Raw genomic sequence first — 26,975 nt, 5'->3', positions numbered from 1 at the left:
CCGAACCCGCGCGCGAAGCGCGCCGAACAACACAGGCGCGCCGGTGTTGTGAGGAGGAGGGAGGAAGTGCGAGGAACGAGCGCTTCCGAGCGACGAACGAACAACGCCGGCGCGCCCGAACGCGGCGCGAACGAAGAGAGCGCGATCAATACAGCGTCTCGGTGAACGAGCGGGTGAGGTCGGCCAGCACGGCGCGGCCCTTGGCGGCCGAGGCGAGGGATGGCCGGCCGATCACGCCGGACTCGGTGTAGGCGGCCATGCCGCGGATGAGCAGGTGGCGGCGGTCACCGGCCAGGTGGTCGGCCGATTCGTAGCCGGGGCGGACCAGGTCGGGATGGGTGTGCAGCAGGATGGAGGTCTCCAGCTCGCCGGCGTGCATGTCGTCCCAGGGCGAGGTTTCGATACCGGCGGCGGCGAACGCCTCCTCCCAGTCCGCCGGGCCCGGGAACAGTGCCATGCGGTGCCCGTTCGCGGTGGCCTCCTGGACCACGTTGCCCAGCACGTAGTTGCCGCCGTGGCCGTTCACCAGCACCAGCCGCGGGACGCCGGATTTGCGTAGAGAGTCCGCGATGTCGTGAATCACGGCGTAAAGTGTCGAGGCAGTGAGGCTGACCGTTCCCGGCCAGGCCTCGTGCTCGTGTGAACAGGAGATCGTGAGCGGCGGCAGGTGCAGCACGGAGTGGGCGGCGGCCAGGGTTCCGCTGATCGCGCAGGCGACGAGGGTGTCGGTGGCCAGCGGAAGGAAGGGGCCGTGCTGTTCGAAGCTGCCGATGGGCAGCAGCGCCGTGCCGGCGCGCCGGTCCCGTTCGTCGTCGGTCGTCCCCACCGGCAGCGGGTAGGCAGAGGTGTTCATAGTCTGCAAGCCTCTCGCGAATCCGTCGCAGCCGGAGCCGCCGGCCGCAGAAACGAGGACGATACAGTGCGTGACCAGAGCATCGACCAACAGGACATCGCCGAGGCGGATCTGGTGACGCGTCGTGGCACCTTCCGCACGGTCGCGTTCCGCGACCCGGTGGACGGCAACGAGCATCTCGCACTCGTGCTCGGCGAGACGCGGATGCGGGACGACGTCCTGGTCCGGGTGCATTCGGAATGCGTGACGGGCGACATCTTCGCCGCCATGCGGTGCGAGTGCGGCGAGCAGCTGGACGCGGCACTGGACGCCATCGTCCGCGAGGGCGCCGGAGTGCTGGTGTACCTGCGCGGGCACGAGGGGCGCGGCATCGGCCTGGTGGCCAAGGTGCGCACGCACGTCCTGCAGGACGAGCAGGGGCTGGACACCGTCGACTCGGCCACCGCCCTCGGCCTGCCGGTGGACGACCGGGACTTCGGGCCGGCCGCCCGGGTGCTCGCCTACCTCGGCGTCCGGTCGGTGCGGCTGATGTCGAACAACGCCGACAAGATCCACGCGCTGGAGCGGCACGGGATCGTGGTCGCGTCCCGGGTGCCGCTGCTCATCGAGGCCACCGACCACAACATCCGGTACCTGACCGCCAAGCGGGACCGTTTCGGGCACGACCTGCCGCACCTCGGTACTCCCGCGCAGCATGGCTGATCCGGGCGACCTGCTGCCGGTCGCCCGGGAGGCGGTGGCCATCGGCCGCCGGATCATCCGGTCCCGGGCGCCCCGGTCGGTGGCCGAGAAGAGCGAGCGGGACGTCGTCACCGACATCGACCTGGCGGTCGAGGAGGCGGTGCGCGACTTCCTGAGCCGGGAGACCCCGGAGATCGGCATCCTCGGCGAGGAGCACGGGCGGTCCGGCCCGCCCGGCGAGGCGTTGTGGTGGACGCTGGACCCGGTGGACGGCACCGCCAACCTCGCCTGCGGCATCCCGCTGTGCGCGGTCTCGCTGGCGCTGGTCGCGGGACGGCAGAGCGTGCTGGCCGCGATCGACCTGCCGTTCCTCGGTACCGGCTATACCGCGGCGGCCGGCCGGGGGGCGTTCGCCGGCGAGGACCGGATCCGGGTGTCGGGCGTGCGCGCCCTGCCGGAGGCGGTGATCTCGATCGGCGACTTCGCGGTGGGCCCGGACGCGGCGGCGCGCAACCGGGTCCGCCTGGCACTGCTGGACCGGCTCGGCGCCCGGGCCCGGCGGATCCGGATGCTCGGCACCGCGGCCATCGACCTGGCCTGGGTCGCACAGGGCAGCCTGGAGGCGTCGATCATCCTGGCCAACCTGCCGTGGGACACGATGGCCGGGGTGCTGCTGGTCCGGGAGGCGGGCGGTCTGGTGCTCGACGCGGACGGCACCGAGCACTCCGCCGACTCCGCGGCGACCATCGCGGTCTGCCCCGGGCTGCGGGACACGGTGCTGGCCGTCCTTGCCGAGGCGCGGGCGGGATAGTCCAGCGACATCCCATGTCTCTCCCCTTGACGCCGTCACAAACCGGACATTACGGTTTTGCGAAACGTTTCGCATCTCCGCCCAGCCCTCCCGGAGTGGCATGTCCTCCCTACGTGACGTGGCCGAACGCGCCAACGTGGCCGTCAGCACCGTCTCCGCCGCGCTCAACGGCACCCGTCCGGTCGCCGCGGCCACCAAGCGGCGGATCGAGCAGGCGGCGGCCGAGCTCGGGTACCGGCCGAACGTGCTCGCCCGCGGGCTGGTGAGCAAGCGAACCCGCATTCTCGCCCTGCTCTTCCCCACCCCGCACAGCGGCTTCGGCCTCACCGAGATGCAGTTCGCCACCGGTGCCGCCGAAGCGGCCGCCGAACTCGGCCACCACCTGCTGCTCTCCCCCGAGAGCCACGACCCGGTCGACGCGCTGCGCCACCTCACCACCCTCGGCCTGGTCGACGGCGTGCTCCTCATGGAGGTGCGCCTGGACGACGAGCGCACGGCCTTCCTCGCCGCGAACGAGATCCCGTTCGCCATGATCGGGCGGACCCGGCGGCCGGACGGGATCAGCCACGCCGACATCGACTTCGCGGCGACCGCCGAGGCGGCCGTGTCGCATCTGGCCGGGCTCGGCCACCGCACGCTCGCCTTCTTCAACCACACCCCGGACGCGTACGCCGCCCAGTACGGGCCGACCGTCCGCACCGGCGCCGAGTTCGCGTCCGCCGCCCGCCAGGCCGGGCTGACCTACATCGACGAGTTCCGCGCCGACACGGCCGAGGAGGGCCGGGCCGCGTTCGACCACCTGGTCGCCGCGCATCCCGGCGTGACCGCCCTCGCCGTGATCAGCGACCAGGCCGCGGTGGGCGTGATCGCCGCGGTGGCGGCGCGCGGCTGGTCGATCCCGCGCGATCTGACGCTGCTGCTCGTCCTGTCCTCCGGGCGGGTGGCGGAGATGTTCCACCCAAGGCTCACCACGCTCGAACCGCCGAGCGCCGAGCTCGGCCGGCTCGGGGTGCGCATGCTGATCGACCGGCTGGCCTCCGGCGGCGACGCACCGCCGGAGCAGCGCCTGGTGCCGTGCCGGCTGGTCCTCGGGGACAGCTCCGGCCCGCCGCCCGCCGACCCCCGTGCCCGGGGCGGCCGGACCTCCGAGACGACGGGAGCTCGACCATGACCACAGAGCGGCCACCGGACTCCGCGCCCGGGATGCACACCCTCACCGCCGGTCGCGGCCTGCTGTACGGCGGGGACTACAACCCCGAGCAGTGGCCGGAGGAGGTCTGGGCCGAGGACGTCGAGCTGATGAAGGCGGCCGGGGTCAACTTCGCCACCGTCGGGGTGTTCAGCTGGGCGCGGATCGAGCCCGAGCCCGGCGCCCGCGACTTCGGCTGGCTGGACCGGGTGCTCGACCTGCTCGCCGGGGCCGGGGTCGCGGTGGACCTGGCCACCCCGACCGCCGCCCCGCCCCCGTGGCTCGGCCACCGCTGGCCGGAGACCCTGCCGGTCGACGAGTCGGGGCGCCGCCTGTGGTACGGGTCCCGCAACCAGTTCTGCCCGTCCTCCCCGGTCTACCGGGAACGGGCGCTCGCCCTGGTCGCCGACCTCGCCGACCGCTACGCCGGCCACCCGGCGCTGGCGATGTGGCACGTGGGCAACGAGTACGGCCAGGTGTGCCACTGCGATCTCGCCGCGGCCGCGTTCCGGGACTGGCTGCGGGCGCGCTACGGCGACCTGGCCGCGCTGAACGAGGCGTGGGGCACCACCTTCTGGAGCCAGGCCTACTCCGACTGGGCGGAGATCATCACGCCGCGCCGGGCACCCTACCTGGTCAACCCGACGCAGAAGCTGGACTTCTGGCGGTTCTGCTCCGACGAGCAGCTCGACTGCTTCCGCGAGCAGCGGGATCTGCTGCGCGACCGCACGCCCGGCGTGCCGGTCACCACCAACTTCATGGGCCTGTTCAAGCCGGTGGACTACTGGGCGTGGGCCGCCGAGGAGGATGTCGTCTCCAACGACCACTACCCCGACCCGGCCGACCCGCTGCACCCGGTGCGCACCGCGCTCGTCCACGACCTGTCCCGGTCGCTGGCCGGCGGCCGGCCGTGGCTGCTGATGGAGCAGTCCCCCTCGGCGGTCAACTGGCGCCCGCACAACCTGCCCAAGCCCGCCGGGCAGCTGCGGCTGGAGTCGCTGCAGGCGGTGGCGCGCGGCGCCGACGGGTCCGCCTACTTCCAGTGGCGGGCCTCCCGGTTCGGGGCCGAGCGCTTCCACGCCGCGATGGTGCCGCACGCCGGACCGCATACCGAGCTGCACGCCGCGGTCCGCGCGCACGGCGCCGAGCTGCGGCGGCTCGCCCCCGTCGCCGGCACCACGGTGCCGGCCCGGGTCGCGATGGTGCACGACTGGCCGAGCTGGTGGGCGCTGGAGGAGGACGCCCGGCCGTCCGACCGGCTGCTGCTCACCGACCAGCTGCTCGCCTACTACCGCCCGCTGTGGGAGCGCGGGGTGACCGTGGACCTGGTCCCCCCGTCGGCGGACCTGACCGGCCGCGACCTGGTCGTGGTGCCGAATCTCTACCTGGTGGCCGACGCGGACGCCGCCGCGCTGACCGAGTACGTCCGCGGCGGCGGCACCCTGCTGGTCGGCCCGTTCTCCGCGGTGGCCGACCCGAGCGGGCACGTCCGCACCGGGCGGTTCCCGGCCCCGCTGCGCGAGGTGCTCGGCGCCTCCGGCGAGGAGTGGCGGCCCGCGCCGGACGGGCCGGTGCACTGCCGGTGGACCGGCGGCGCCGGCTTCACCGCCACCACCTGGACCGAGCTGCTGCGCGCCGAGGGCGCCGAGGAGGTGGCCGCGTTCACCGGGGGCGACCTGGCCGGCCGGCCCGCCGTGCTGCGGCACCGGCTGGGCGAGGGCACCGCCTGGTACGTGGCGACGCTGCCCGAGCCGGCCGCGATGGCCGAGCTCGCCGCCCGGGTGCTCGCGGACGCCGGGGTGGCCGGGGTGCTGCCCGGCCTGCCGGCCGGCGTCGAGGCGGTCCGCCGCGGGCCGGTGCTGTTCCTGCTCAACCACGGCGCCGAGCCGGCCCGCGTGCCGATCCCCGAGCCGGCCGAGGACCTGCTCACCGGGGCCACCGCCGAGGACGCCGTGACGCTCGCGCCGCGGGGCGCCGTCGCGCTGCGCGCCGTCCCCTGACGTTCCCGCCGGCCGCCGCGGCGGCCGGCGGCGCACGACGACCGGACTCGCCCGGGCCGGTCCCGCACCACCAAGGAGTCACCATGCGCAGAAGGACCTTTCTCGGCGCCTCCGCCGCGACGCTGTTGCTGAGCGCCTGCGGCGGCAACGGCGCCGGCGAGGAGGGCGGCGGCCAGGCCGCCTCCGCCTCCCCCATCGGCGGCGACGAGAACGCGCCCACCACCCTGGTCTTCTGGAGCTGGGCGGAGAACATCCAGCGCGTGGTCGACCTGTGGAACGACAAGAACCCCACCCAGAAGGTGCAGCTCAGCGGGCAGGCGGCCGGCGACGAGCTGGTCGCCAAGTTCCTCACCGCGGTGAAGGCCGGCAACGCGCCGGACGTGCTGCAGGCCGAGTACCAGTCGCTGCCCACGCTGATCACCAACAACGCGCTGCAGGACCTCAGCAGCGTCGTCGGCCCGGTGAAGTCCGCGTTCCCGCAGGGCACCTGGGACCTCACTTCGTTCGGCGGCGCCACCTACGCGATCCCCGCCGACGTGGGCCCGATGATGCTGTTCTACCGGGCCGACATCTTCGAGAAGATGGGGTTGTCGGTGCCGAAGACCTGGGAGGAGTTCGGCGCGCTGGCCGAGACGGTCCGCGCCAAGGACGACAAGCGCTACCTGACCACCTTCTCGCCCGGCGACGCCGGCTGGCTGGCCGGGTTCGCCCAGCAGGCCGGGGCGAACTGGTGGACCAACGACGGCGGCTCCTGGCAGGTCGCCATCGACGACCCGGCCACCCGCAAGATGCTCGGCTTCTGGGGCGGGCTGGTCAACTCCGGCGCGGTGCTCGGCGACCCGATGTACACCCCGCAGTGGAACAGCCAGATGAACGACGGCACGATCATCGCCTGGCCGAGCGCGGTGTGGGGGGCGGGCGTGCTGGCCGGCGTCGCGCCGTCCGGCAAGGGCAAGTGGCGGATGGCCCCGCTCCCGCAGTGGAGCGCCGGCGAGCAGTTCACCGGCTTCTGGGGCGGCTCGTCCACCGCGGTCAGCGCCACCTCCACCAAGAAGGCGCAGGCCGCGAAGTTCGCCCGCTGGCTGAGCGCCGACCCCGAGGCGCTGAAGCTGCTCATCGAGATCGGCCTGTACCCGGCCGCGCTCCAGGGCCAGAGCCAGCTGGACGTGGCGCCGGAGTACATGGCCGACCAGCCCGACTACTACACCTCCGCCGCGGCGATCGCCAAGACCGCGCGCGGTTTCAGCAGCTGGGGGCCGAACACCAACGTCACCTACGGCGCGTTCGAGGACCTGATGCCGAAGGCGGTGCGCGGAAGGTCGGACTTCGCGGCGGTCGCCGCGCAGGTGCAGCAGGCCAGCGTCGCGGACCTGAAGAAGCAGGGCTACCAGGTCGCCGGCGGCTGACCGGCTCCGCCCGCCCGCACCGTCTGGAGCGTTCCAGGTGGCGCGGGCGGGCCGGGGCCGCGGAACGGATGGGAAAACTCATGACCACTGCCGACGACACCACGCCATCGCGGCCCGCCCGCCGCGGGGGCGCGGCGCCGTACCTGATGACCGGGCCGGTCGTCCTGCTGTTCGCCGTCTTCATCCTGGTGCCCATCGGGTACGCGGTGTGGCTCAGCCTGCACGCCATGCGGGTGCGCGGCGCCGGGCTCGGCATCCGCACCGAGGTGTTCACCGGCCTGGAGAACTACCTGTCGGCGATCCAGGACTCGGCGCTGCACGAGGCGACCCAGCGCATGCTCGGCTACGGGCTGATCATGGTGCCGACCACCATGGGACTGGCGCTGCTGTTCGCCCTGCTGCTGGACGCCCCCCGGGTGGGCGGCAAGCGGGCCTCGCGCATCACGATCTTCCTGCCCTACGCGGTGCCCGGCGTCATCGCCACCCTGCTGTGGGGCTTCATCTACCTGCCGGCGGTCAGCCCCGTCACCGCCACGCTGCGGGCGGCCGGGCTGCCGGCGCCGGACTTCTTCGGCGACGTGTCCATCTTCTTCTCGGTGGCCAACATCGCGGTCTGGGGGTCGGTCGGCTTCAACATGGTGGTGCTCTACACCCAGCTGCGCGCGATCCCCGGCGAGCTGTACGACGCGGCGCGCATCGACGGCTGCGCCGAGTGGCAGATCGCGCTGCGGATCAAGATCCCGCTGCTGCGGCCCGCGCTCGTCATGACGTCGGTGTTCACCCTGATCGGCATGCTCCAGGTGTTCAGTGAGCCGGCCACGCTGCGCCCGATGACCAACACCATCACCCAGGACTGGGTTCCACTGATGCGCATCTACCAGCAGGCGTTCGTCGACAACGACATCCACCTGGCGGCCGCCAGCTCGGTGCTGCTGGCCGGGGTGACGGTGCTGCTGTCGCTGGCCGCGCTCGCCGCCTTCCGGCTCCGCGTCGCCAGGAGCGGGCGATGAGCGCGCCGCCGGCCGCCGCCGCCCGGCGGGCGAAGGTCCTGCCGACCCTGATCCTGGCCCTCGGCGGGGTGTACGCGCTGCTGCCGCTGCTGTGGGTGATCTTCGCGGCCACCAAGAGCCCGGACGAGCTGTTCACCACCTTCTCCGGCCGGCCCAGCTTCACCGGCGGGTTCGGCCAGAACGTCGCGGCGCTGCACGACTTCGGCGACGGCCGGTTCTGGCTGTGGATGCTGAACAGCCTGATCTACGCCGGCGGCGGCGCGCTGCTGACCGTGGTGGTGTCCGCGGCCGCCGGGTACGCGCTGGCCAAGTACCACTTCGCCGGCCGGCGGCTGATCTTCGGCGCGCTACTCGCCGGGGTGCTCGTCCCGCAGATCACCCTGGCCATCCCGCAGTACCTGCTGCTGTCGCAGATCGGGCTGGTCGGCTCGTACTGGTCGGTCATCCTGCCCAGCATGATCAGCCCGTACAGCGTCTACCTGTGCCGGATCTACGCCGGCGCCGCGGTGCCGGACGAGATCCTGGAGGCCGGCCGGGTCGACGGCTCCGGCGAGTTCCGGCTGCTCTGGTCGGTCGCCGCGCCGATCATGGCACCTGGGCTGGTGACCGTGTTCCTGCTGCAGTTCATCGGCATCTGGAACAACTTCCTGCTGCCCTACATCATGCTCGCCGACGATGACCGGTTCCCGCTCACCGTGGGGCTGTACTCCCTGCTCAACCGGGGGGCCTCCCAGCCCGCGCTGTACAGCCTGGTGATCACCGGCTCGCTGCTGTCGATCATCCCGATCGTCGCCCTGTTCCTCTTCCTGCAACGCTACTGGCGGCTGGACCTGGTGGCCGGCGGCCTGAAGGGTTGACACCACGGTCGCCGCCCCGCCCCGGCGACCGGACCCCCGTTCACTTCCTGACCATGGAACGGAGAGCCATGAAGTTCAAGGACGGCTACTGGCGGATGCGCCCCGGCGTCCGCGGCGACTACGCCACCGCGGCGCACGACGTGACCGCCCACCCCGGCGGCCTGCGGGTGCTGGCGCCCACCAAACCCATCACCCGCCGCGGCGACACCCTCGACGGGCCGGTGCTGCGGCTGGACGTGTCGTCGCCGATGCCAGACGTCATCCGGGTCCGCGCGGTGCACCTGGCGGGCTCGGTGCCGGCCGGGCCGGCGTTCGCGCTGCGCGAGGACCCCGGCGGCACCCCGGTGAAGATCGAGGTGGACGACGCGGCGGCCACCCTGACCAGCGGCGCGCTGCGGGTCACCCTGGGGCGGGCGGCGCCCTGGGACCTCACCTTCAGCGCGGGCGGGCGCACCCTCACCCGCAGCGGCGCCAAGTGCCTGGGCGCCATGCGCGACGGCGACGACCGGCACTTCATGGTCGAGCAGCTGCACCTGTCGGCCGGCGAGCTGGTCTACGGGCTCGGCGAGCGGTTCGGCCCGCTGGTGCGCAACGGCCAGTCCGTCGACATCTGGAACGAGGACGGCGGCACCAGCAGCGAGATGGCGTACAAGAACGTCCCCTTCTACCTGACCAACCGCGGATACGGGGTGTTCGTGGACCACCCCGGCCGGGTGTCGTTCGAGGTCGGGTCGGAGTCGGTGTCGCGGGTGCAGTTCAGCGTCGAGGGGCACGAGCTCTCCTACCTGGTGATCCACGGCCCGACGCCGGCGGAGATCCTGCGCCGCTACACCGCGCTGACCGGCCGGCCGGCGCTGCCGCCGGCCTGGTCGTTCGGGCTGTGGCTGTCCACCTCGTTCACCACCGACTACGACGAGGCGACGGTCACCTCGTTCGTGGACGGCATGGCCGAACGTGACCTGCCGCTGAGCGTGTTCCACTTCGACTGCTTCTGGATGCGCCGCTACCGCTGGTGCGACTTCGAGTGGGACCCGGAGGTGTTCCCCGACCCGCCCGGCATGCTGGCCCGGCTCAAGGAACGCGGCCTGCGGGTCTGCGTGTGGATCAACCCCTACATCGGGCAGGCGTCGGAGCTGTTCGAGGAGGGCGCGGCGGCCGGGCACCTGCTGCGCCGCCCGGACGGCCGGATCTGGCAGGACGACCACTGGCAGGCCGGCCGGGCCCTGGTCGACTTCACCTCGCCGGCCGCCCGCGAATGGTACGCCGGCAAGCTGCGCCGCCTGGTCGACATGGGGGTGGACGCCTTCAAGACCGACTTCGGCGAGCGGGTGCCCACCGACGTCGCCTGGGCCGACGGCGGCGACCCCGAGCGCATGCACAACTACTACAGCCTGCTGTACAACGAGACGGTCCACCAGGTGCTCGCCGAGCGGCGCGGTCCGGGCGAGGCGGTGCTGTTCGCCCGCGCGGCGACCGCGGGCGGGCAGCGGCTGCCGGTGCACTGGGGCGGCGACTGCGAGTCGACCTTCGAGGCGATGGCCGAGAGCCTGCGCGGCGGGCTGTCGCTGGGCCTGGCCGGGTTCGGCTTCTGGAGCCACGACATCGGCGGGTTCGAGGGGCGCCCGGACCCGGAGGTCTTCAAGCGGTGGATCGCCTTCGGCCTGCTCTCCTCGCACAGCAGGCTGCACGGCAGCGGCTCCTACCGGGTGCCGTGGCTGTTCGACGAGGAGTCGGTGGAGGTGCTGCGCGCGTTCACCCGGCTCAAGGCCCGGCTGATGCCCTACCTGTACGGCGCGGCGGTCCAGGCCGCCCGCGAGGGAATGCCCATGATGCGGGCCATGCACCTGGCCTTCCCCGCCGACCGCGGCTGCGATCACCTGGACGCCCAGTACATGCTCGGCCCGGACCTGCTGGTCGCCCCGGTCATGTCCGCCGGCGGCGAGGTGTCCTACTACGTCCCGGACGGCGAGTGGACGCGGCTGCTGGACGGCACCACGGTGTCCGGCCCCGGCTGGCGCACCGAGACGCACGGCTTCGACTCGCTGCCGCTGCTGGTCCGCCCGGGCGCGGTGCTGGCCCTCGGGGCCCGCCGGGACCGCCCGGACTACGACTACGCCGACGGGGTGACGCTGCGGGTGCACGCCCTGCCCGACGGCACCCGCCGCACGGTCGCCGTCCCCGGCCCGGACGGCGGCGACGCGGCGGTGTTCGAGGTGTCCCGCACCGGGAACCGCCTGTCCGCGCGCCGCGTCGCGGGCGACGCCAAGCCCTGGAACCTGGAGCTCGCCGGAAGCCCCACCGGCCCGCGCGCCGCCGGCGCCGGAACCGACCTGATCGAGATCACCACCACCGTCAAGGAGTGACCCAGTGCCAGCCACGCCACCCCCGCGCCGGAACTTCCCCGCCGGCTTCCTGTGGGGCACCGCCACCGCCGCCTACCAGGTGGAGGGCGCCGCCGCCGAAGACGGCCGCGGCCCGTCCATCTGGGACACCTTCTCGCACACCCCGGGACGGGTGGACGCCGGGGACACCGGCGACGTCGCCTGCGACCACTACCACCGGGTGGAGGAGGACCTGGACCTCCTCGCCGACCTCGGCGTCGGGGCCTACCGGTTCTCCGTCTCCTGGCCGCGGGTGATCCCCGGCGGCCGCGGCCCGGTCAACCCGCGCGGCATGGACTTCTACTCCCGGCTGGTCGACGGGCTCATCGCGCGGAACATCGAGCCGGTCGCCACGCTCTACCACTGGGACCTGCCGCAGGAACTGGAGGACGCCGGCGGCTGGCCGCACCGCGACACCGCGCTGCGCTTCGCCGACTACGCCCGCACCATGGGCCAGGCCCTCGGCGACCGGGTGCGCACCTGGATCACCCTCAACGAGCCCTGGTGCACCGCCTATCTCGGCTACGGCTCCGGGGTCCACGCGCCGGGGCGCACCGACCCGGCCGCCGCGCTGGCCGCCGTGCACCACCTCGACCTCGGGCACGGGCTCGCCGCCCAGGCGCTGCGCGAGACGTCCGCGCCGTCCGCCCAGGTGTCGGTCACCCTCAACCTGCACCACGCGCGCGGCGAGTCCGAGCGGGACGCCGAGGCGGTGCGGCGGATCGACGCGCTGGCCAACCGGGCGTTCCTCGGCCCGATGCTGGAGGGCGCCTATCCTCGCGACCTCATCGAGGACACCGCGGCCGTCACCGACTGGTCGTTCGTCCGCGACGGCGACGAGAAGGCCGCCTGCGCGCCGCTGGACCTGCTCGGGGTGAACTACTACAACCCGGTGCTCGTCCGCGTCTGGGACGGGTCCGGGCCGCGCGCCACCGCCGACGGGCACGCCGACGGCGCCGGCACGCCGTGGATCGCCTGCGACGACGTCGAGTTCGTCCAGCAGCCCGGCCCGTACACCGAGATGGGCTGGAACATCGACGAGACCGGCCTGACCGAGTTGCTGCTGCGGCTGCACCGCGACCACCCGGGCCTGCCACTGATGATCACCGAGAACGGGGCGGCGTTCGCCGACGTGCCGGACGCCGGCGGCCGGGTCCGCGACGAGCGGCGCGTCGACTACCTGCACCGCCACCTGGGCGCGGTGCTGGACGCCATCGACGGCGGCGCCGACGTCCGCGGCTACTTCGTGTGGTCGCTGATGGACAACTTCGAGTGGGCCCGCGGGTACGCCAAGCGCTTCGGCATCGTGCACGTCGACCGGGACACCCTGGAGCGCACCTGGAAGGACAGCGCCCACTGGTACCGCGACGTCGTCACCAGCGGATCCCTGCCGGCCTGACCGGGTTACGGGCCAGGGCACGGCCCTGGCCCGTAACCCGGCGGTTCCGACGTGCGCGGCATGGGCGGCGGAGCGGGGCCCGGCGTGGGCACGAGGACACCCGGCCGCCGGGGAATCGGCGGTAGCCTCTCGGGCAGATCACTTTTCGTGATGGAACGCCGTACGGGGGTCCGGCGAGGGTTCCCGGTGGGCCGATCGGAGGGCTGCCGTGCTGGAGACGCTGTTCGACACCGAAGATCTGCCCACCGAGGACCGGCTGCCCGCCTGGATGGACCTGGTGTCCCGGTCGATGCTGCCCAGCCTGTTCAGCGTCCCGCGGGCCGAGAGCTTCCAGGCGGCCAGCCGGACGCTCGATCTGGGCGCTACGCAGGTGAACACCTTGCGGTACTCGTCCATGCGCACGCACCGGACGCCGAAACTGATCCGCCGGTCCGATCCGGAGCTGTACATGGTGGCGTTGGTCAACAGCCGTGGACAGCACCTGGAGCAGTGCGGGCGGCAGCTCACCCCGAAGCCCCGGGATCTGGCGTTGTACGCGACGTTCCAGCCCTACCTGAGCCGGGTGGACGTCGAACGGGCCACCGCCTCATCGGTGGTGGCGGTGATCCCGCGGAGCATGGTGGCGCTGCCACCGGACCTGGTGACCCGATTGCTCGCCGTACCGCTGTCCGGGCAGGACGGGCTCGGCGCGCTGCTGGCGCAGTTCCTGACCCGGCTGGCGGCCGATTCCGGCTCCTACCGCGCGACGGACGGCCCGCGGCTCGGCACCGTCCTGCTCGATCTGTTCGGCGCCTTCCTCGCACATCACCTGGACGCCGAAACGGCGATTCCTCCCGAATCCCGCCGGCGCACGCTGTACCTGGAGATACAGTCCTTCATCCGGCGGCACCTGGGCGACCCGCGGCTCACCCTCCGCGACGTCGCCGCCGCCCACCACATCTCGATCCGCCAGCTGCACCGCCTGTTCCAGGAACACGCCGAGGACGGGGAGACCGTCGCCGGGTGGATCCGCCGGCAGCGGCTCGAACACGCCCACCGCGATCTGGCCCGGCCGGAGCTGGCCGGGATGCCCATCCATGCCATCGCCGCACGCCGGGGCTTCATCACGCCCGCCGCCTTCAGCCGCGCCTTCCGGGCCGCCTACGGCCTCTCCCCCCGGGACCACCGCCACCACGCCGCCATCGGCCACCGGCCGGAACCCCCGCCCGGGCCGGCGGCCTGATCGGCGGGCCGCCCGGCTCACACCGGGCGCTTGTACCCCGTGTCGCCGTCCGCCAGCACGGTGACCACCTGCGGCGTGCGCACGACGCCGTCGGCCACCGCGGGCGGCGCCTGCGGCGTGCGCACGACGCCGTCGGCCACCACCGGGGCCACCTGCGGCGTGCGCACGATGGTCGCGGCGGTCGCCGGCCCGGCGACGGCCGGGACCGAAGCGGCGCCCACCGCCAGCACCGCGGCCATCCCGGCGGTGGACGCGGCGGCACGGCGAATCCAGGTACGGGGCTTCATGCGGATCTCCCAAACGTCCGGCGTTCAGCAAGGTCTGCCCTCAGAATGCGGCCGGTGCCCGCACATGTCCACCGTTCATCCGCGTTTTCTCGCACCGTTTGCGGCCAGCGGCCGAACGACAGGCCGGATATCTCCGGGAAGCACCACGGTGAAGCCGCCGGACCCGGCGATGGTCGGTCGCGATAACGAACCGAATTCCACGTCACGCGATTACCGAAACGGTCGCCGGCAGCCCGAACCGGTGACCATGCGTCATCCCGCGCTCCGCCGGACGGCGGCGCATCACGGACCCTCGCTCATCGGTCGCATGTAATTTTCGGAGTCCATCCGATAATTTCCACTCGGATGCTAGGCGCCGGACCGCCGGCCGTCAAGGGCGCTCGGCGCGCCGGCCCGGGCCCGCATGGCCCGCGGCAGCCCCACCGCCATCCGCGCATCCGGCGGCCCTTTATTGACGACACCGCAGGTAGAAACGTCCTACGCCGGGGCGTCCGGCGGGCCCGGCGGCGGCGGCACGTCCCGGTGCCGGCCCGCCCGCACTCGTGGACCTTTTCCGGCGCCCGGCGGGCCTGCTGCGGGCCCATCCTCCGGGAGGGCCGAAAATTTCGGTGATTCGTACCGACATGTTGAGCCTTGCCGCTGGCCCGTGCTATCACTGTCAGTGTTAAGATCCAGTGTCGTTCGTGAGCCGTACCGAACTCCGACTTTACGCGCCGGCCCCAGCGTCACCGGTGGTTTCTCGCCCGCAATCGACAGCGTACTGCCGACGATATTCCGCCCGCCGGCCACCCGGTTCGAATGGCCCGCACGCACACCGCCCGGTCTTTCGATGATTTCCTCCCCCCACCGGAGCAGTCATGCGCAAGAAGCACCTCATCGCAGCCGTCCTGCTGGTCGCCCCGCTGATCGCCCAGGCACAGCCGGCGGCCGCGGACGCGGTCACCATCGACATCCAGGACGGCACCAGGTACCAGAAGATCGACGGTTTCGGCGTCTCCACGGCGTTCCGCCGGAACGAGCTGATCAAGGCGTTGCCCGCGGACAAGCAGCAGGAGATCCTCGACCTGTGGTTCAGCAAGGACAAGGGCGCCGCGCTGAGCATCCTGCGGCTGGGCATCGGCTCCCGGCCGGAGGGCGTCCCCTACGACCAGATGGTGTCCATCCAGCCCGAGGACCCGGGTGGCCCCACCGCGCCGCCCAAGTACGTCTGGACCGGTGACGACAACAGCCAGGTCTGGATGGTCAAGGCGGCCCGCAAGTACGGCGTGAAGCGCTTCTTCGCCGACGCCTGGAGCGCGCCCGGCTACATGAAGGACAACGGCGACGCCCGCAACGGCGGCAAACTGCTGCCCGAATGGCAGCAGGCGTACGCGAACTACCTGATCGAGTACGCCAGGTTCTACCGGAAGGAAGGCATCAAGCTCACCGAGCTGGGCTTCACCAACGAGCCCGACTGGACGGCGAGCTACGAATCGATGCGCTTCACGCCTGAAGAGGCCGTCGCGTTCGTCAAGGTGCTCGGCCCGCTCGCCAGGGCGGCCGGCGTCAATCTGGTGTGCTGCGACTCCTTCGGCTGGAACGAGGCCAAGGCGTACTCCGCGGCGATCGAGGCCGACCCTGAGGCGCGCCGCTGGGTGAAGATCCACACCGGCCACGCCTACGCCAGCCCGGTGACCTCCCCGCTGCCGACGAACCGCAACACCTGGATGTCGGAGTGGGGCCCGGGCGGCAGCGTCTGGAACGAGGCCTGGGACGACGACAGCGAGCAGGACGGCATGACGGTGGCCGAGGCCATCAACGACGCCCTCACCTTGGGCAACACCTCGGCCTACATCTTCTGGCTCGGCGCCTCGGCGGGCGCCACCCGGGCGTTCATCCAAGTGGACACCGCCAACCAGACCTACCACGTGTCCAAGCGCCTGTGGGCGATGGCCGCCTACAGCCGGTTCATCCGCCCCGGCGCGGTCCGGCTCGGCGCGACGTCCTCCGACGCCGGCCTGAAGGTCTCGGCGTTCCGCAACGCCGACGGCTCCAAGGTGATCGAGCTCCTCAACACCGGCACCAGCGCCCTCACCTGGGACAAGATCAAGGGCCACGGCCGCGCCAAGGCGTATGTGACCGACGAGAACAACGCGGTCGCCCCCATCCCGCTGCACGGCAAGAGCGTGACCATCGCCCCCCGCGCCATCACCACCATCGTCCTCCGCTGACCCACCGCCCGCTTCGGACGAGGCTCTAGCCCAGGCGACATCTCTCGACGTCTCTGTTGATGGCGGCCGGCCAGGTCATACCGCGCGTCGGTGGGCCCGGCCGGCCGGTCCGCAGATCGCCGATACGCGCATAGGAATGGGAGGACCGGCTCGGCAGTGCGGGCTCGTGGCCGATATCGGCGAACTCCTGCCGACGTCAGGTGTCCAACTCCGCGATCTCGACGACGTTGAGCCCTCGGACTTCGCGCGACGCTTCCTTCCAGCGGGCGTGATCCGTGGTGAGCACCGGACAGCCCCGCATGACCGCCTGCAGAGCCGCCTGGACGTCCCAAAGTTCTTCCAGCGACCGCGCCGCTCGCCGCCCGTGGGCCAGATCCGTCGCGTCGTCGAATGTGACGACCCCCGCCAGCGCCGCCGACTCCAGCCGGGCGACTCCTCTGATCAGCGCCATCTGCTCGTCACGCGCGCCGATGTCGAGCGCGGCACCGGTGACGGCGAGGGCGGGCACGACCAGACCGATTCCGGCGGCGTCCATTCCTTGGAGCAGGTGAATCACGCCGGCGTCGCCCCGCGCCACCTCCATGAGCACTCCGGCGTCCAGGATGAACGCGCGGTCAGCGAGCATCCAGAATCTCCAGCGCTCGCGCCACCCGGTGCGCGGTGCGCGCGACGACCGCGGGGTCTTTCTGTGCTTCTTCGACCTTGGCCTGCCAGGCGGCGTCGGCCGCGCGCTCGGTGGCGATGCGTCGGCTGATCGCTTCGTTGATCCAGGCCGATAGGGATCGGGCACGGCCGTCGTCCACCTGGGCTGCCACGTACTCCAGGTTCTCACTGTCGAGCGTGACGCTGACCGGTTTCGTACTCATCATATGTTCATCGTATAACTGAGGCGGCCCTGGCGGCCATGCAACCGCCGTCCATGGCGCTCCGGTCGAAGGCCGGTTGGTCGGCCGCCTTCTGCGGGTGGCCGTCCGCCTGACAGTCGTTGACGGTGCCGGTCGGCCGAGCTCCTCGCCGGCGCTCGCGACCGCCCAGAAGGTGCTCTCCGGCCAGACATGACGCCGCGGCCTGAGCCCCGGAACGACGATGGGCACCCTCCATGCGCGGAGGATGCCCATCGTCGTTGGTGATCATTGCGGTGCGCCGCCAGGGACTCGAACCCCGGACCCGCTGATTAAGAGTCAGCTGCTCTAACCAACTGAGCTAGCGGCGCCTGCGGTGACAACATTAGCGCACCTGTGGACCACTTCGTACCACGGCCGGCCCCTGGCTAGAATAAGGTTCCGGATGTGGACGGGAGGACGGATGACGTCGTGGTTCGGCTCGCCGGAGGACGCGCGCGAGCGGCTGGCCCGCACCGGCTACCTGGCCGGCGACGCCATCGCCACCTCGGTCTACCTGGCCGGCGCCCTGGAGCGCCCGCTGCTCGCCGAAGGGCCGGCCGGGGTGGGCAAGACCCAGCTCGCCAAGGCGGTCGCCGCGGCCGCGGGCGCCGAGCTGGTGCGGCTGCAGTGCTACGAGGGCCTGGACGAGGCCCGCGCGCTGTACGAGTGGAACTACAAGAAGCAGCTGCTGCGCATCCAGGCCGCCGGTGACCAGGGGTGGGCCGAGACGCACGACGACATCTTCAGCGAGGAGTTCCTGCTGGAGCGCCCGCTGCTGCGCGCGATCCGCCAGACGACCCCGACGGTGCTGCTGATCGACGAGACCGACAAGGCGGACGTCGAGGTGGAGGGCCTGCTGTTGGAGATCCTCTCCGACTACCAGGTGACCATCCCCGAGCTCGGCACGATCGCCGCGGCCCGCCGGCCGTACGTGGTACTGACCTCGAACGCGACCCGCGAGCTGTCGGAGGCGCTGAGGCGGCGGTGCCTGTACCTGCATCTGGACTATCCGCCGCCGGACCGGGAGCGGGACATCGTGCTGGCCCAGGTGCCGGGGATCGGCGCGGCGCTGGCCGAACGGCTGGCCCGGACGGCGGCGGCGCTGCGGGCGCTGGAGCTGAAGAAGCCGCCGTCGATCGCCGAGACCGTCGACTGGGCCCGCACGCTGCTCGCGCTCGGCCGGACCGAGCTGGACGAGGCGACGACCGCCGGCACGCTCGGCGTGGTGCTCAAGCACGCCTCCGACCAGGAGCGGGCGGTCAAGGAGCTGGGCCTGCCGGCCGGTGGAGCGGGCTGACGAAAAAGGCCGAGCGAGCCGGCGCCGGCCGAGTCGGCTGATGGGGCCGGCCGAGCGACGGGAGGGGCGGCGGTGTCACTGCTGGACAGGCACGTGGCGTTCGTGGCCGCGTTGCGCCGGGCCGGCCTGCCGGTCTCGGTGGCCGAAGGGCTGGACGCCGCCCGCGCGCTGGCGGTGATCGACCTGGCCGCGCGGGAGACGCTGCGCGAGGCGTACGCGGCCACGCTGGTCAAGCGGCCGGCGCACCGGCCGGGGTTCGACGTGCTGTTCGACCTGTGGTTCCCGCCGGTGATCGGTGACCCGGCAGCGGCGGACGAGGACCTGGATCTCGCCCGCGCGGAGCTGCCGGAACTTCGTGACCGGCTGGCCGGGCTGCTGCCGCTCGGCGCCGACGCCCGCGACGACCCGCGGGTCGCCGCGTTCGCCCGGGCGATGGTGGCCCGGTTCGGCCGGCAGCCCGCCGGGCCGGGGCGCCAGCACTGGTTCTCCTATCCGGTGCTGAACGCGCTGTCCCCCGGCACGCTGACCGCCCGGACGCTGGCGGGCCTGCTCGGCGGGCAGCGGCGCGGCGGCCTGGCCGAGCGGGTGGCCCGGCGCCGGATCACCGACGGCATCGCCGCGTTCGAGGGCGCGGTGGCCGCGGAGGTGCGCCGGCGGATCGCCGAGGACTCCGGGGTGGAGAAGATCGCCCGGTCCGCGGTCCGGCCGCCGATCGACCGGATCGACTTTCTGCGGATCACCCGGGCCGACCTGGCCGCGCTGCGCCGCGAGGTGCACCCGCTGGCGCGGCGGCTGGCCACCCGGCTGGCGGCCCGGCAGCGGCTCGGCCGGCGCGGGCGGCTGGACTTCCGCCGCACGGTACGCGCGTCGCTGGGCACCGGCGGCGTGCCGCTGGCCACCCGGCTGCGGCCCCGCCGCCCGCACCGGCCCGAGCTGGTGGTGCTGTGCGACGCCAGCGACTCGGTCTCGGCGTTCTCGCACTTCACCCTGTTGCTGACCTACGCGCTGCGCGAGCAGTTCACCAAGGTGCGGGCGTTCGCGTTCGTCGACACCGTCGACGAGGTGACCCGGTTCTTCCCGCCGGGCGCCGACGTGGCGGACGCGATCACCCGGCTGGCCGCCGAGGCCGACATCAGCCGGTTCGGCCGCAGCGACTACGGGCGCGCGTTCGAGCGGTTCGCCGAGCGGTACGCCGGCGTGGTCGGCCCGAAAACGTCGCTGCTGATCCTCGGCGACGCCCGGACCAACCACCAGCCGCCGTCCCTCGGCACGCTGCGCGAGCTGGCCGGCGCCGCCCGGCACGCGTACTGGCTGAATCCCGAGCCGCGGGCCCAGTGGGACACCGGCGACTCGGTGGCCTCCGCCTACGCCGAGGTCGTCGCGATGCACGAGTGCCGGAACATCGCCCAGCTCGCCGCCTTCGTCGAGGACATCGCCTGACCGGCCCGCCTGACCGGCCCGCCCGGACGCTCCCAGCGGGCCGGCGCGGCCGGACGTGCCCGGAGGCTTCGCCGCCGGACGTGCCGGGGAGCCGGCCCGGCGGCGGTCAGTTCATCCGGCGCAGGATGCGGGCGGCGGTCCGGGCCAGCACCTCCACCTGCTCCTCGGTGAGCCCGGCGTGCGCGTCGCCGAGGATCCACCGGGCCGCGCGGCGGGGCAGGAAGAGGGTCAGCCCTTCGGCGGTGACCGAGGGACCGATCACCCGCCCGCCGTGGATCACCAGTACCGGGGTGATCTGCACGGGAATGCCGGATTCGCGGGACAGCAGTTCGCCCATCGTGGTGGCGGCGTCCACCAGGCCCTTGGCGACCGTGCCGCCGGACCGCTCGCCGAAGAACAGCTTCCCGCCGTAGGCGGCGATGTGGGTGTCCGGCGGCCAGGCCTCGTTGTCGACGATCCAGACGCCGCCCGGGCCGATGACCAGGTGGTCGATGGACGCCTTGCCCGGGACGGCCCGCCCGTCCAGCACCCGGTAGCCGTGCCGGCCGAGCCCGCGGCGCAGCAGCCGGCCGGTGCGCACCGCGCCGCTGCGCTTGCCGCGCCACACCGCCGTCCGCTCGAACATCCGCCAGGAGATGAACGCGTCGGTCACCCAGACGGCGCCGCCGCCGAGCAGGCCGACCAGGAACGGCATCGGCAGCGAGCGGTAGAAGGCCAGGGCGGTGAACAGGATGACGCCCGCCACGGCCATGAAGTGCCGCCGCCGGCGGCGTTCGGACCTGGTCTCGCGCCAGCGCAGCTCGTACATCACCGATGGCGAGCCCCACTTGAACTTGTCGTCCTGCGGCACGTAGATGGAACCATTGGGCACCGGAAACCCCCACGATTTCGGGCTCAGTCGATTACAAGGTTGGTACCCGATCAGGGGCTCCAACTCGGCATCAGGTTACGGAATTGACTCGCGCTCGCCATACCCCCCCTGGGGTGGCGGCGCGGTGATGACCTGGTATTGCCGGCCGCCCGGACGGCGGCCGGGCGACCGACCAGTCGGTATCCTGGTCGGCGGTGACGAAGGGGGCAGGAGTGCGGGCAGCGGCGGCCAGGGACGAGCCGGTACGGCGGCGGCTGATGGGCGAGGCGACCCGGCTGTTCGCCGAGAAGGGCTTCGAGGGGACGTCGGTCCAGGAGATCGTCTCGGCCGCCGGAGTGACCAAAGGCGCGATGTACCACTATTTCGCGTCAAAGGACGATCTGCTGCGCGAGATCTACGCCCGGGTGCTGCGGCTGCAGACCGAGCGGCTGGACCGGTTCGCCGACACGCCGGGGCCGGTCGCCGATCGGGTCCGGGCCGCCGCGGTGGACGTGATCGTCACCACGGTGGAGAACCTGGACGACTTCGTGATCTTCTTCCGCTCCATGCACCAGCTGGCGCCGGAGACCCAGAAGGCGGTGCGGGCCGAGCGGCGCCGCTACCACGAGCGGTTCCGCGACCTGGTGCTGGAGGGCCAGCGCGCCGGGGCGTTCCGTGCCGACGTGCCGGCCGAGCTGGTGGTCGACTACTTCTTCGGCTCGGTGCACCACCTGGGCAGCTGGTTCCGCGCCGCCGGCCCGCTCACCGGGCGCCAGGTCGGCGAGCACTTCGCCGACCTGCTGCTGGCGTCGCTGCGCCCCTGAAGCGCGCCTCCCGAGCCGCGCTCCCTGACCCGGCCCTCCGGCTCCCTGAACCGCGCTCTCCGGACCGAACCCCCTGCCCCGGCTCCCGCTCGACCCGCCTCGCTGACCCGCCTCGCTGACCCGCGTCGCTGAGCCGCGTCCTGGACCACGACTCCGGTGGATCACCCGGCCGGCGGCCCCGGCACGTCGGCGAGCCGGGCGAGCGCGGCGCGATGGTCGCCGGGGGTGCCGAGCGCGATCTGATCGGCCTTGGCGCGCTTGAGGTAGAGGTGCAGGGGATGCTCCCAGGTCATCCCGATGCCGCCGTGCAGCTGCAGGCACTCCTCCGCCACCGTGACCGCGACCTCCCCGCACCAGGCCTGGGCCACCGCCACCGCGATCGCGACCTCCGCACCGGCTCCGGCCCCGGCCCGCGCGGCCTGCACCGAAGCGCCGCCCGCCGACGCGGTCCCCACCGGCACGACCGTCACCGGGACGGCTCCCGGCGGGACGGCATCCGGCGGCTCCGCAGGCGTGACACCCGCCGATACGGGCTCCGCAGGTGCGGCCGGCGGCGGATCCGTCTCCGGCATCGCGGCCCTGGCCAGGGCGTCCGCCGCGTTGCGGGCCGCGGCCCGGGCCTGGGCGACCGCGAGCCACAGGTCGGCCAGCCGGTGCTTCAGCGCCTGGAAGGAGCCGACCGGCCGGGCGAACTGGCGGCGCTCCTTGACGTAGGCGACGGTCGTGGCCAGGCACCACTCGGCCAGCCCGAGCTGCTCGGACGCCAGCAGCCCGGCGCCGAGCTCCAGCGCCGCACGCACCGGCCGGAGGTTCGGCCCGACCGACCGGCCCGGCGCGCCGGACAGCACGACCGCGGCCACCGGCCGGGTCAGGTCCAGCGAGACGGCCGGCTCCACCTCGGCGTCCGCGGCCTGGACCGCGTACAGCGCCCCGCCGGCCGGCACGAGGAGCACCTCCGCCGTCGCGGCGCCGGCCACGGCCGGCACCCGGCCGTGCAGCCGCCCGCCGGCCACGGTGACCCGGCCCGCCCAGGCCGCCTCCGGCGCGTAAGGCGAGGTGCCGAACGGGACGGCGAGCGCTGCCACGGTCTCACCGGCCGCCAGTGCGGCCAGCAGCTCGCGGGCCGCGTCGGTTCCGGCGCCGAGCAGCGCGCGGGTGGCGAGCACCGAGCTGGTCAGGAACGGGACCGGCGCGACGGCCCGGCCGAGCTCCTCCAGCACCACCGCCGCCTCGCGGGCGGTGGCGCCCGCGCCGCCCAGTTGCTCGGGGACCAGCAGGCCCGCCGCGCCGATGTCCCGGGCCAGCGCCGGCCACAGCCCGCCGACCGTCCCGGACCCGGCCGCGCCGTCCGCGATCACCGCGCCCGTCCCCGCACCATCCGCGAGCGCGGGCCCGGGACCCGGCGCCGCCGCGGCGCCCGTCACCGAGCCGGCCGGCACCGCGGCGCCCATCCCCGGACCGGTCACCACCGCGGCGAGCACCGCGGCCGGCGGGCACCGGTCGGCCAGCAGGTCGCGGACGGCGGACCGCAGCTCCTCCTCGACCTCGGAGTACAGCAGCGTCATCGGCCGTCCTTCCCCATGCGCGTCATCGCGCTCTCCCCGGTCCACGTCGTCCCCGCCATCCCCGCCGCTCGAGGCGTGGACGGCGTCCACCACGCCCGGGCGGTCACCGCGGCAGGTCCTTCCACGGGACGTCCTTGTCGGCGCGCGGCTCGGCGGGCAGGCCGAGCACCCGCTCGGCGATGATGTTCCGCAGCACCTCCGAGGTGCCGCCCTCGATGGAGTTGCCCTTGGCCCGCAGGTAGCGGTAGCCGGGGCCGCGGCCGAAGAAGTCCACGCTCTCCGACCGCCGGAACGTCCAGTCGTCGTAGGCCAGCCCCTCGTCGCGGCGCAGCTCGACGTCCAGCCCGGACAGCTCCTGGTTCAGCCGGGCGAAGGCGATCTTCATCCCGGACCCCTCCGGGCCGGGGGCGCCGGCGGCCAGCTGCTGGCGCAGCCGCACCCCGGCCAGCCGGGTGACCTCCGCCTCCACCCACAGCCGCAGCAGCCGCTGGTGCAGGTCGTGCGTGCGCAGCTCGGGACGCTCCCGCCAGGCGGCGAGCACCGCGCCGAGCATGCCGCCGCCGCGCCGGATCGGCGTGCCGCCGATCGCGACGCGCTCGCTCATCAGGGTGGCCTGGGCGACCCGCCAGCCGTCGCCCACCTCGCCGATCCGCAGGTCGTCCGGCAGCCGCACGCCGGTGAGGAAGACCTCGTTGAACTCCGCCTCGCCGGTGATCTGGCGCAGCGGCCGCACCTCGACGCCCGGCGCGCGCATGTCGCAGACGAAGTACGTCAGCCCGCGGTGCTTGGGCACGTCCGGGTCGGTGCGGGCCACCAGGATCCCCCAGCGGGCGAAGTGCGCGCCGGAGGTCCACACCTTCTGCCCGTCCACCCCCCACTCGTCGCCGTCGCGCACCGCGCGGGTGGCCAGGGTGGCCAGGTCGGAGCCGGCGCCCGGCTCGCTGAACAGCTGACACCAGACCTCCTCACCGGTCCACAGCGGGCGCAGGAACCGCTGCCGCTGCGCCGGGGTGCCGAAGGCGAGGATGGTGGGCGCCGCCATGCCCAGGCCGATGGCCAGCCGGCCGGTGTCGGTCTGCGGGGTGCCGGCGAACTCCTCGTCCACGGCCGCCTGCAGCTCGCGCGGCGCGCCGAGGCCGCCGAGCCCTTCGGGGAAGTGCACCCAGGCCAGCCCGGCGTCGAACCGGGCCCGCAGGAAGTCCAGCGGCGGGCCGGCCGCCTCGTCGTGCGCCGCGAGGAAGTCGCGGGCCCGCGCACGGACCGCCGCCTCGTCCACCGTTCGCCCGGCTCCCTCGACCACTGCCATGAACCTTCCCTTCACGACCCGGCGGACATGTGCTTCTTCAGTTCCCGGCGGGCCAGTGAGCGCTTGTGCACCTCGTCCGGGCCGTCGGCCAGCCGCAGCGCGCGGGCGGCCGCCCACAGCCCGGCCAGCGGGAAGTCCTGGCCGACGCCGCCGGCGCCGTGCAGCTGGATGGCCCGGTCCAGGATGGTCTCCACCGCCCGCGGGGTGGCGATCTTGATGGCCTGGATCTCGGTGTGCGCGCCGCGGTTGCCGGCGGTGTCCATCAGCCAGGCGGTCTTGAGCACCAGCAGGCGCAGCTGCTCCACGGTGACCCGGGCCTCGGCGATCCACTCCCGCACCACGCCCTGCCGGGCCAGCGGCTCGCCGAACGCGGTGCGCGACAGCGCGCGGGCGCACATCAGCTCGATGGCCCGCTCGGCCATGCCGATCAGCCGCATGCAGTGGTGGATCCGGCCGGGGCCGAGCCGGGCCTGGGCGATGGCGAAACCACCGCCCTCCTCGCCGATGACGTGGTCCAGCGGCACCCGGACGTCCTCCAGCAGCAGCTCGGCGTGGCCGCCGTGGTCGGCGTCGGTGTACCCGAAGACGCGCATGCCGCGCCGGACGGTCAGGCCGGGGGTGTCGCGCGGCACCAGCACCATGCTCTGCCGCCGGTGCGGATCGCCGTCCTGCGACGTCCTCCCCATCACGATGAACACCGCGCAGCCCGGGTTCATCGCGCCGGAGGCGTACCACTTGCGGCCGTTGATGACGTAGAAGTCGCCGTCGCGGACGATGGACGTGGCGATGTTGGTCGCGTCGGAGGAGGCGACGTCCGGCTCGGTCATCGCGAACGCCGAGCGGATCTCCCCGGCGAGCAGCGGCGCCAGCCAGGTGCGGCGCTGCCATTCGCTGCCGAACTCGGCGAGCAGCTCCATGTTGCCGGTGTCCGGCGCGGCGCAGTTGGTGGCGGCGGGCGCGATGCCCGGGCTGCGGCCCATGATCTCGGCCAGCGGGGCGTACTGCAGGTTGGTCAGGCCGGCCCCGTGCTCGCCGGGCAGGAACAGGTTCCACAGGCCGCGCCGGCGTGCCTCCTCCTTCAAACCGGCGAGCAGCGGCGGCGGGCTCCAGCCGCTCTCGGCCGCCTGCCGCTGGAACGTCTCCTCCGCCGGATACACGCACTCGTCCATGAACGCCAGCAGCCGCTCGCGCAGCTCGGTGGTCCGCTCGTCGAACGCGAAGTCCATCAGCCCTCCTCAACCGCGGCCAGGCCGTGCGCCGCCAGCGGGGCGACGTGCCCGCCGATGTCGTCGAACCCCTCGCCGACGGTCAGGCCGCCGAGGTGGCGGTAGTGGATGCCTTCGGCGATCACCGCCAGCTTGAAGCAGGCCAGCCCCACGTACCAGCCGAACCGGGAGACGTCCAGGCCGGCGGCCGCGGCGTACCGACCGGCCAGCTCGGCGGTGGGCAGGTGCTCGCCGCCCGCCGGGCCGTCGGTGTCGAGCGCGGCGAAGTCGGCGTACAGGACGAACAGCGCCAGGTCGGTGAGCGGGTCGCCGAGCGTGGACATCTCCCAGTCCAGCACGGCGCGCACCTGGTCGCCGGCGATGATGGTGTTGCCCAGCTTGTAGTCGCCGTGCACGATCGCGTGCCGCTGCGACGGCGGGACGGCCGCGGCGAGCCGGTTGTGCAGCCGCTCCAGGTCGGGCAGGTCACGGCTGCGGGAGGCATCGAGCTGCCGCTTCCACCGGCGCACCTGGCGTTCCAGGAAGCCGTCCGGGCGGCCGAAGTCCGACAGCCCGACGGCCGCCGGGTTCACCTGGTGCAGGGTGGCGAGCACGTCGATCAGCCGTGCCTCGATGGCCGGGGTGGCCGCCGGCCGGTCGCCCTCGACGTACTCCATGACGTAGAACGGCGCGCCGATCACCTCGGCGTCCGCGCACAGGTGATAGGTGGCCGGGACGGGCACCCCGGTGCCGCGCAGCGCCGTCATCACCCGGTGCTCGCGGGCCATGTCGTGCGCGGTGGCGAGCACGTGCCCCAGCGGCGGCCGGCGCACCACGAAACGGCGCTCGCCGTCGCGCACCAGGTAGGTGAGGTTGGACTTGCCGCCGGTCACCACGGTGGCGGTGAGCGGGCCGGCCACCAGGCCGTGCCGCGCGAGGTAGGCGCCCAGCCGTGCCGGATCCAGACCCGGCGAGCCGGTGGCGGTGTCCTCCGGCTCTCCCGGATCTTCCGGCATGGCGCCCCCCGCTCGTCCGTCCTTCCCGGAGCGTACCGACCGGACGGTATGGGTGTCGAGCCGGTCCGCCGCGTGGCGCGGGTCAGCCGGCGAGCATGCCGCGCAGCAGCTCGCGCAGGCCGTCCCGCAGCTCGTCGCGGGTGGGCACCGCACCCGCGCCGGCCACCGCGTCGAAGATCAGTCCTTCGGCGAAGGCGACCAGCTGCCGCCCCTGGCGCCGCGGATGGGGCGCGCCCGCCGCGGCCAGCATGGCGACCCCCACCTCCCGCCAGTGGCGGCCCC

23 protein-coding genes, 1 tRNA gene and 1 pseudogene are annotated in these 26,975 nt (G+C 73.3%); 14 read left to right on the top strand and 11 right to left on the bottom strand.

Annotated elements, in window-relative coordinates; all coding sequences use genetic code 11:
* Positions 1 to 145 precede the first annotated feature (145 nt).
* Positions 146 to 853, bottom strand: a complete 708-nt coding sequence (locus Sru01_RS08785) for a creatininase family protein (protein ID WP_203983398.1) — start codon at positions 851 to 853, stop codon at positions 146 to 148.
* A 66-nt stretch (positions 854 to 919) separates the two neighbouring features.
* Here Sru01_RS08785 and ribA point away from each other — a divergent pair, with 66 nt between their 5' ends.
* The 10 genes from ribA (at position 920) to Sru01_RS08735 (ending at position 13,809) form a co-directional block, all read left to right on the top strand.
* The gene (gene ribA / locus Sru01_RS08780) at positions 920 to 1,555 is read left to right on the top strand and encodes a GTP cyclohydrolase II (protein ID WP_203983397.1); all 636 of its coding nucleotides are present in this window, start codon (positions 920 to 922) and stop codon (positions 1,553 to 1,555) included.
* Positions 1,548 to 2,345, top strand: coding sequence for an inositol monophosphatase family protein (locus Sru01_RS08775; protein WP_203983396.1), 798 nt, complete (start codon positions 1,548 to 1,550; stop codon positions 2,343 to 2,345). The genes ribA and Sru01_RS08775 overlap by 8 nt, the downstream gene beginning before the upstream one ends.
* 100 nt (positions 2,346 to 2,445) lie before the next feature.
* The gene (locus Sru01_RS08770; protein ID WP_203983395.1) at positions 2,446 to 3,516 is read left to right on the top strand and encodes a LacI family DNA-binding transcriptional regulator; all 1,071 of its coding nucleotides are present in this window, start codon (positions 2,446 to 2,448) and stop codon (positions 3,514 to 3,516) included.
* Positions 3,513 to 5,534, top strand: a complete 2,022-nt coding sequence (locus tag Sru01_RS08765; protein WP_239137141.1) for a beta-galactosidase — start codon at positions 3,513 to 3,515, stop codon at positions 5,532 to 5,534. Before Sru01_RS08770 ends, Sru01_RS08765 begins: the two co-directional genes overlap by 4 nt.
* 83 nt (positions 5,535 to 5,617) lie before the next feature.
* Complete coding sequence (locus Sru01_RS08760; RefSeq protein ID WP_203983394.1) at positions 5,618 to 6,940, top strand: ABC transporter substrate-binding protein; 1,323 nt, start codon at positions 5,618 to 5,620, stop codon at positions 6,938 to 6,940.
* A gap of 80 nt (positions 6,941 to 7,020) precedes the next feature.
* Entirely contained in the window at positions 7,021 to 7,950 is a 930-nt protein-coding gene (locus Sru01_RS08755; protein ID WP_203983393.1) for a carbohydrate ABC transporter permease, read from the top strand.
* Positions 7,947 to 8,807 (top strand): carbohydrate ABC transporter permease, encoded by an 861-nt coding sequence (locus Sru01_RS08750; protein ID WP_203983392.1) that lies wholly within the window; start codon positions 7,947 to 7,949, stop codon positions 8,805 to 8,807. Before Sru01_RS08755 ends, Sru01_RS08750 begins: the two co-directional genes overlap by 4 nt.
* A 53-nt stretch (positions 8,808 to 8,860) precedes the next feature.
* The gene (gene yicI, locus Sru01_RS08745; RefSeq protein WP_239137139.1) at positions 8,861 to 11,170 is read left to right on the top strand and encodes an alpha-xylosidase; all 2,310 of its coding nucleotides are present in this window, start codon (positions 8,861 to 8,863) and stop codon (positions 11,168 to 11,170) included.
* 4 nt (positions 11,171 to 11,174) lie between these two features.
* Entirely contained in the window at positions 11,175 to 12,587 is a 1,413-nt protein-coding gene (locus Sru01_RS08740; protein ID WP_203983391.1) for a GH1 family beta-glucosidase, read from the top strand.
* 208 nt (positions 12,588 to 12,795) lie between these two features.
* Entirely contained in the window at positions 12,796 to 13,809 is a 1,014-nt protein-coding gene (locus Sru01_RS08735; protein ID WP_203983390.1) for a helix-turn-helix domain-containing protein, read from the top strand.
* Between the two features lie 17 nt (positions 13,810 to 13,826).
* Here the strand turns inward: Sru01_RS08735 and Sru01_RS08730 are convergent, their stop codons facing one another.
* Positions 13,827 to 14,096 carry a hypothetical protein gene (locus tag Sru01_RS08730; protein ID WP_203983389.1) on the bottom strand — a complete coding sequence of 90 codons (270 nt, stop codon included), beginning with the start codon at positions 14,094 to 14,096 and terminating at the stop codon, positions 13,827 to 13,829.
* Between the two features lie 857 nt (positions 14,097 to 14,953).
* On the opposite strand from Sru01_RS08730, the gene Sru01_RS08725 reads away from it, so the two are divergent.
* Positions 14,954 to 16,306, top strand: coding sequence for a glycoside hydrolase family 30 protein (locus Sru01_RS08725; RefSeq protein WP_203983388.1), 1,353 nt, complete (start codon positions 14,954 to 14,956; stop codon positions 16,304 to 16,306).
* Between the two features lie 196 nt (positions 16,307 to 16,502).
* Here Sru01_RS08725 and Sru01_RS08720 read toward each other — a convergent pair whose 3' ends face one another.
* The 3 genes from Sru01_RS08720 to Sru01_RS08710 all read right to left on the bottom strand — a co-directional run bounded on the left by Sru01_RS08720 (position 16,503) and on the right by Sru01_RS08710 (position 17,519).
* Positions 16,503 to 16,931, bottom strand: a complete 429-nt coding sequence (locus Sru01_RS08720; protein WP_203983387.1) for a hypothetical protein — start codon at positions 16,929 to 16,931, stop codon at positions 16,503 to 16,505.
* Positions 16,921 to 17,175 (bottom strand): hypothetical protein, encoded by a 255-nt coding sequence (locus Sru01_RS08715; RefSeq protein WP_203983386.1) that lies wholly within the window; start codon positions 17,173 to 17,175, stop codon positions 16,921 to 16,923. Before Sru01_RS08715 ends, Sru01_RS08720 begins: the two co-directional genes overlap by 11 nt.
* A 270-nt stretch (positions 17,176 to 17,445) precedes the next feature.
* Positions 17,446 to 17,519 (bottom strand) — tRNA-Lys (locus Sru01_RS08710).
* Positions 17,520 to 17,611: 92 nt separating this feature from the next.
* On the opposite strand from Sru01_RS08710, the gene Sru01_RS08705 reads away from it, so the two are divergent.
* Both Sru01_RS08705 and Sru01_RS08700 read left to right on the top strand, forming a co-directional pair.
* A complete protein-coding gene (locus Sru01_RS08705; protein WP_203983385.1) occupies positions 17,612 to 18,487 on the top strand; it encodes an AAA family ATPase in 876 nt (291 codons plus the stop codon).
* A gap of 72 nt (positions 18,488 to 18,559) precedes the next feature.
* Entirely contained in the window at positions 18,560 to 19,927 is a 1,368-nt protein-coding gene (locus tag Sru01_RS08700) for a vWA domain-containing protein (protein WP_203983384.1), read from the top strand.
* Positions 19,928 to 20,033: 106 nt separating this feature from the next.
* Here the strand turns inward: Sru01_RS08700 and Sru01_RS08695 are convergent, their stop codons facing one another.
* On the bottom strand, positions 20,034 to 20,798 hold the full coding sequence (locus Sru01_RS08695) for a nuclease-related domain-containing protein (RefSeq protein WP_203983383.1): 765 nt from the start codon (positions 20,796 to 20,798) through the stop codon (positions 20,034 to 20,036).
* A gap of 257 nt (positions 20,799 to 21,055) precedes the next feature.
* On the opposite strand from Sru01_RS08695, the gene Sru01_RS08690 reads away from it, so the two are divergent.
* Entirely contained in the window at positions 21,056 to 21,601 is a 546-nt protein-coding gene (locus Sru01_RS08690) for a TetR/AcrR family transcriptional regulator (RefSeq protein WP_203983400.1), read from the top strand.
* A 161-nt stretch (positions 21,602 to 21,762) separates the two neighbouring features.
* Here the strand turns inward: Sru01_RS08690 and Sru01_RS08685 are convergent, their stop codons facing one another.
* From Sru01_RS08685 to Sru01_RS08665, 5 genes and pseudogenes are all read right to left on the bottom strand, one after another.
* Positions 21,763 to 23,166 (bottom strand): acyl-CoA dehydrogenase family protein, encoded by a 1,404-nt coding sequence (locus Sru01_RS08685; protein WP_239137137.1) that lies wholly within the window; start codon positions 23,164 to 23,166, stop codon positions 21,763 to 21,765.
* Positions 23,167 to 23,269: 103 nt separating this feature from the next.
* Positions 23,270 to 24,472 (bottom strand): acyl-CoA dehydrogenase family protein, encoded by a 1,203-nt coding sequence (locus tag Sru01_RS08680; protein ID WP_203983382.1) that lies wholly within the window; start codon positions 24,470 to 24,472, stop codon positions 23,270 to 23,272.
* An 11-nt stretch (positions 24,473 to 24,483) separates the two neighbouring features.
* On the bottom strand, positions 24,484 to 25,698 hold the full coding sequence (locus Sru01_RS08675) for an acyl-CoA dehydrogenase family protein (RefSeq protein WP_203983381.1): 1,215 nt from the start codon (positions 25,696 to 25,698) through the stop codon (positions 24,484 to 24,486).
* Complete coding sequence (locus Sru01_RS08670) at positions 25,698 to 26,693, bottom strand: phosphotransferase family protein (RefSeq protein ID WP_203983380.1); 996 nt, start codon at positions 26,691 to 26,693, stop codon at positions 25,698 to 25,700. Before Sru01_RS08670 ends, Sru01_RS08675 begins: the two co-directional genes overlap by 1 nt.
* An 82-nt stretch (positions 26,694 to 26,775) precedes the next feature.
* Positions 26,776 to 26,975, bottom strand: a pseudogene (locus Sru01_RS08665) (TetR/AcrR family transcriptional regulator); the annotation flags it as partial.

Origin of the sequence: Sphaerisporangium rufum (assembly GCF_016863395.1) — a bacterium.
GTDB lineage: Bacteria > Actinomycetota > Actinomycetes > Streptosporangiales > Streptosporangiaceae > Sphaerisporangium > Sphaerisporangium rufum.
This window is presented reverse-complemented; position numbering and strand designations above follow the sequence as displayed.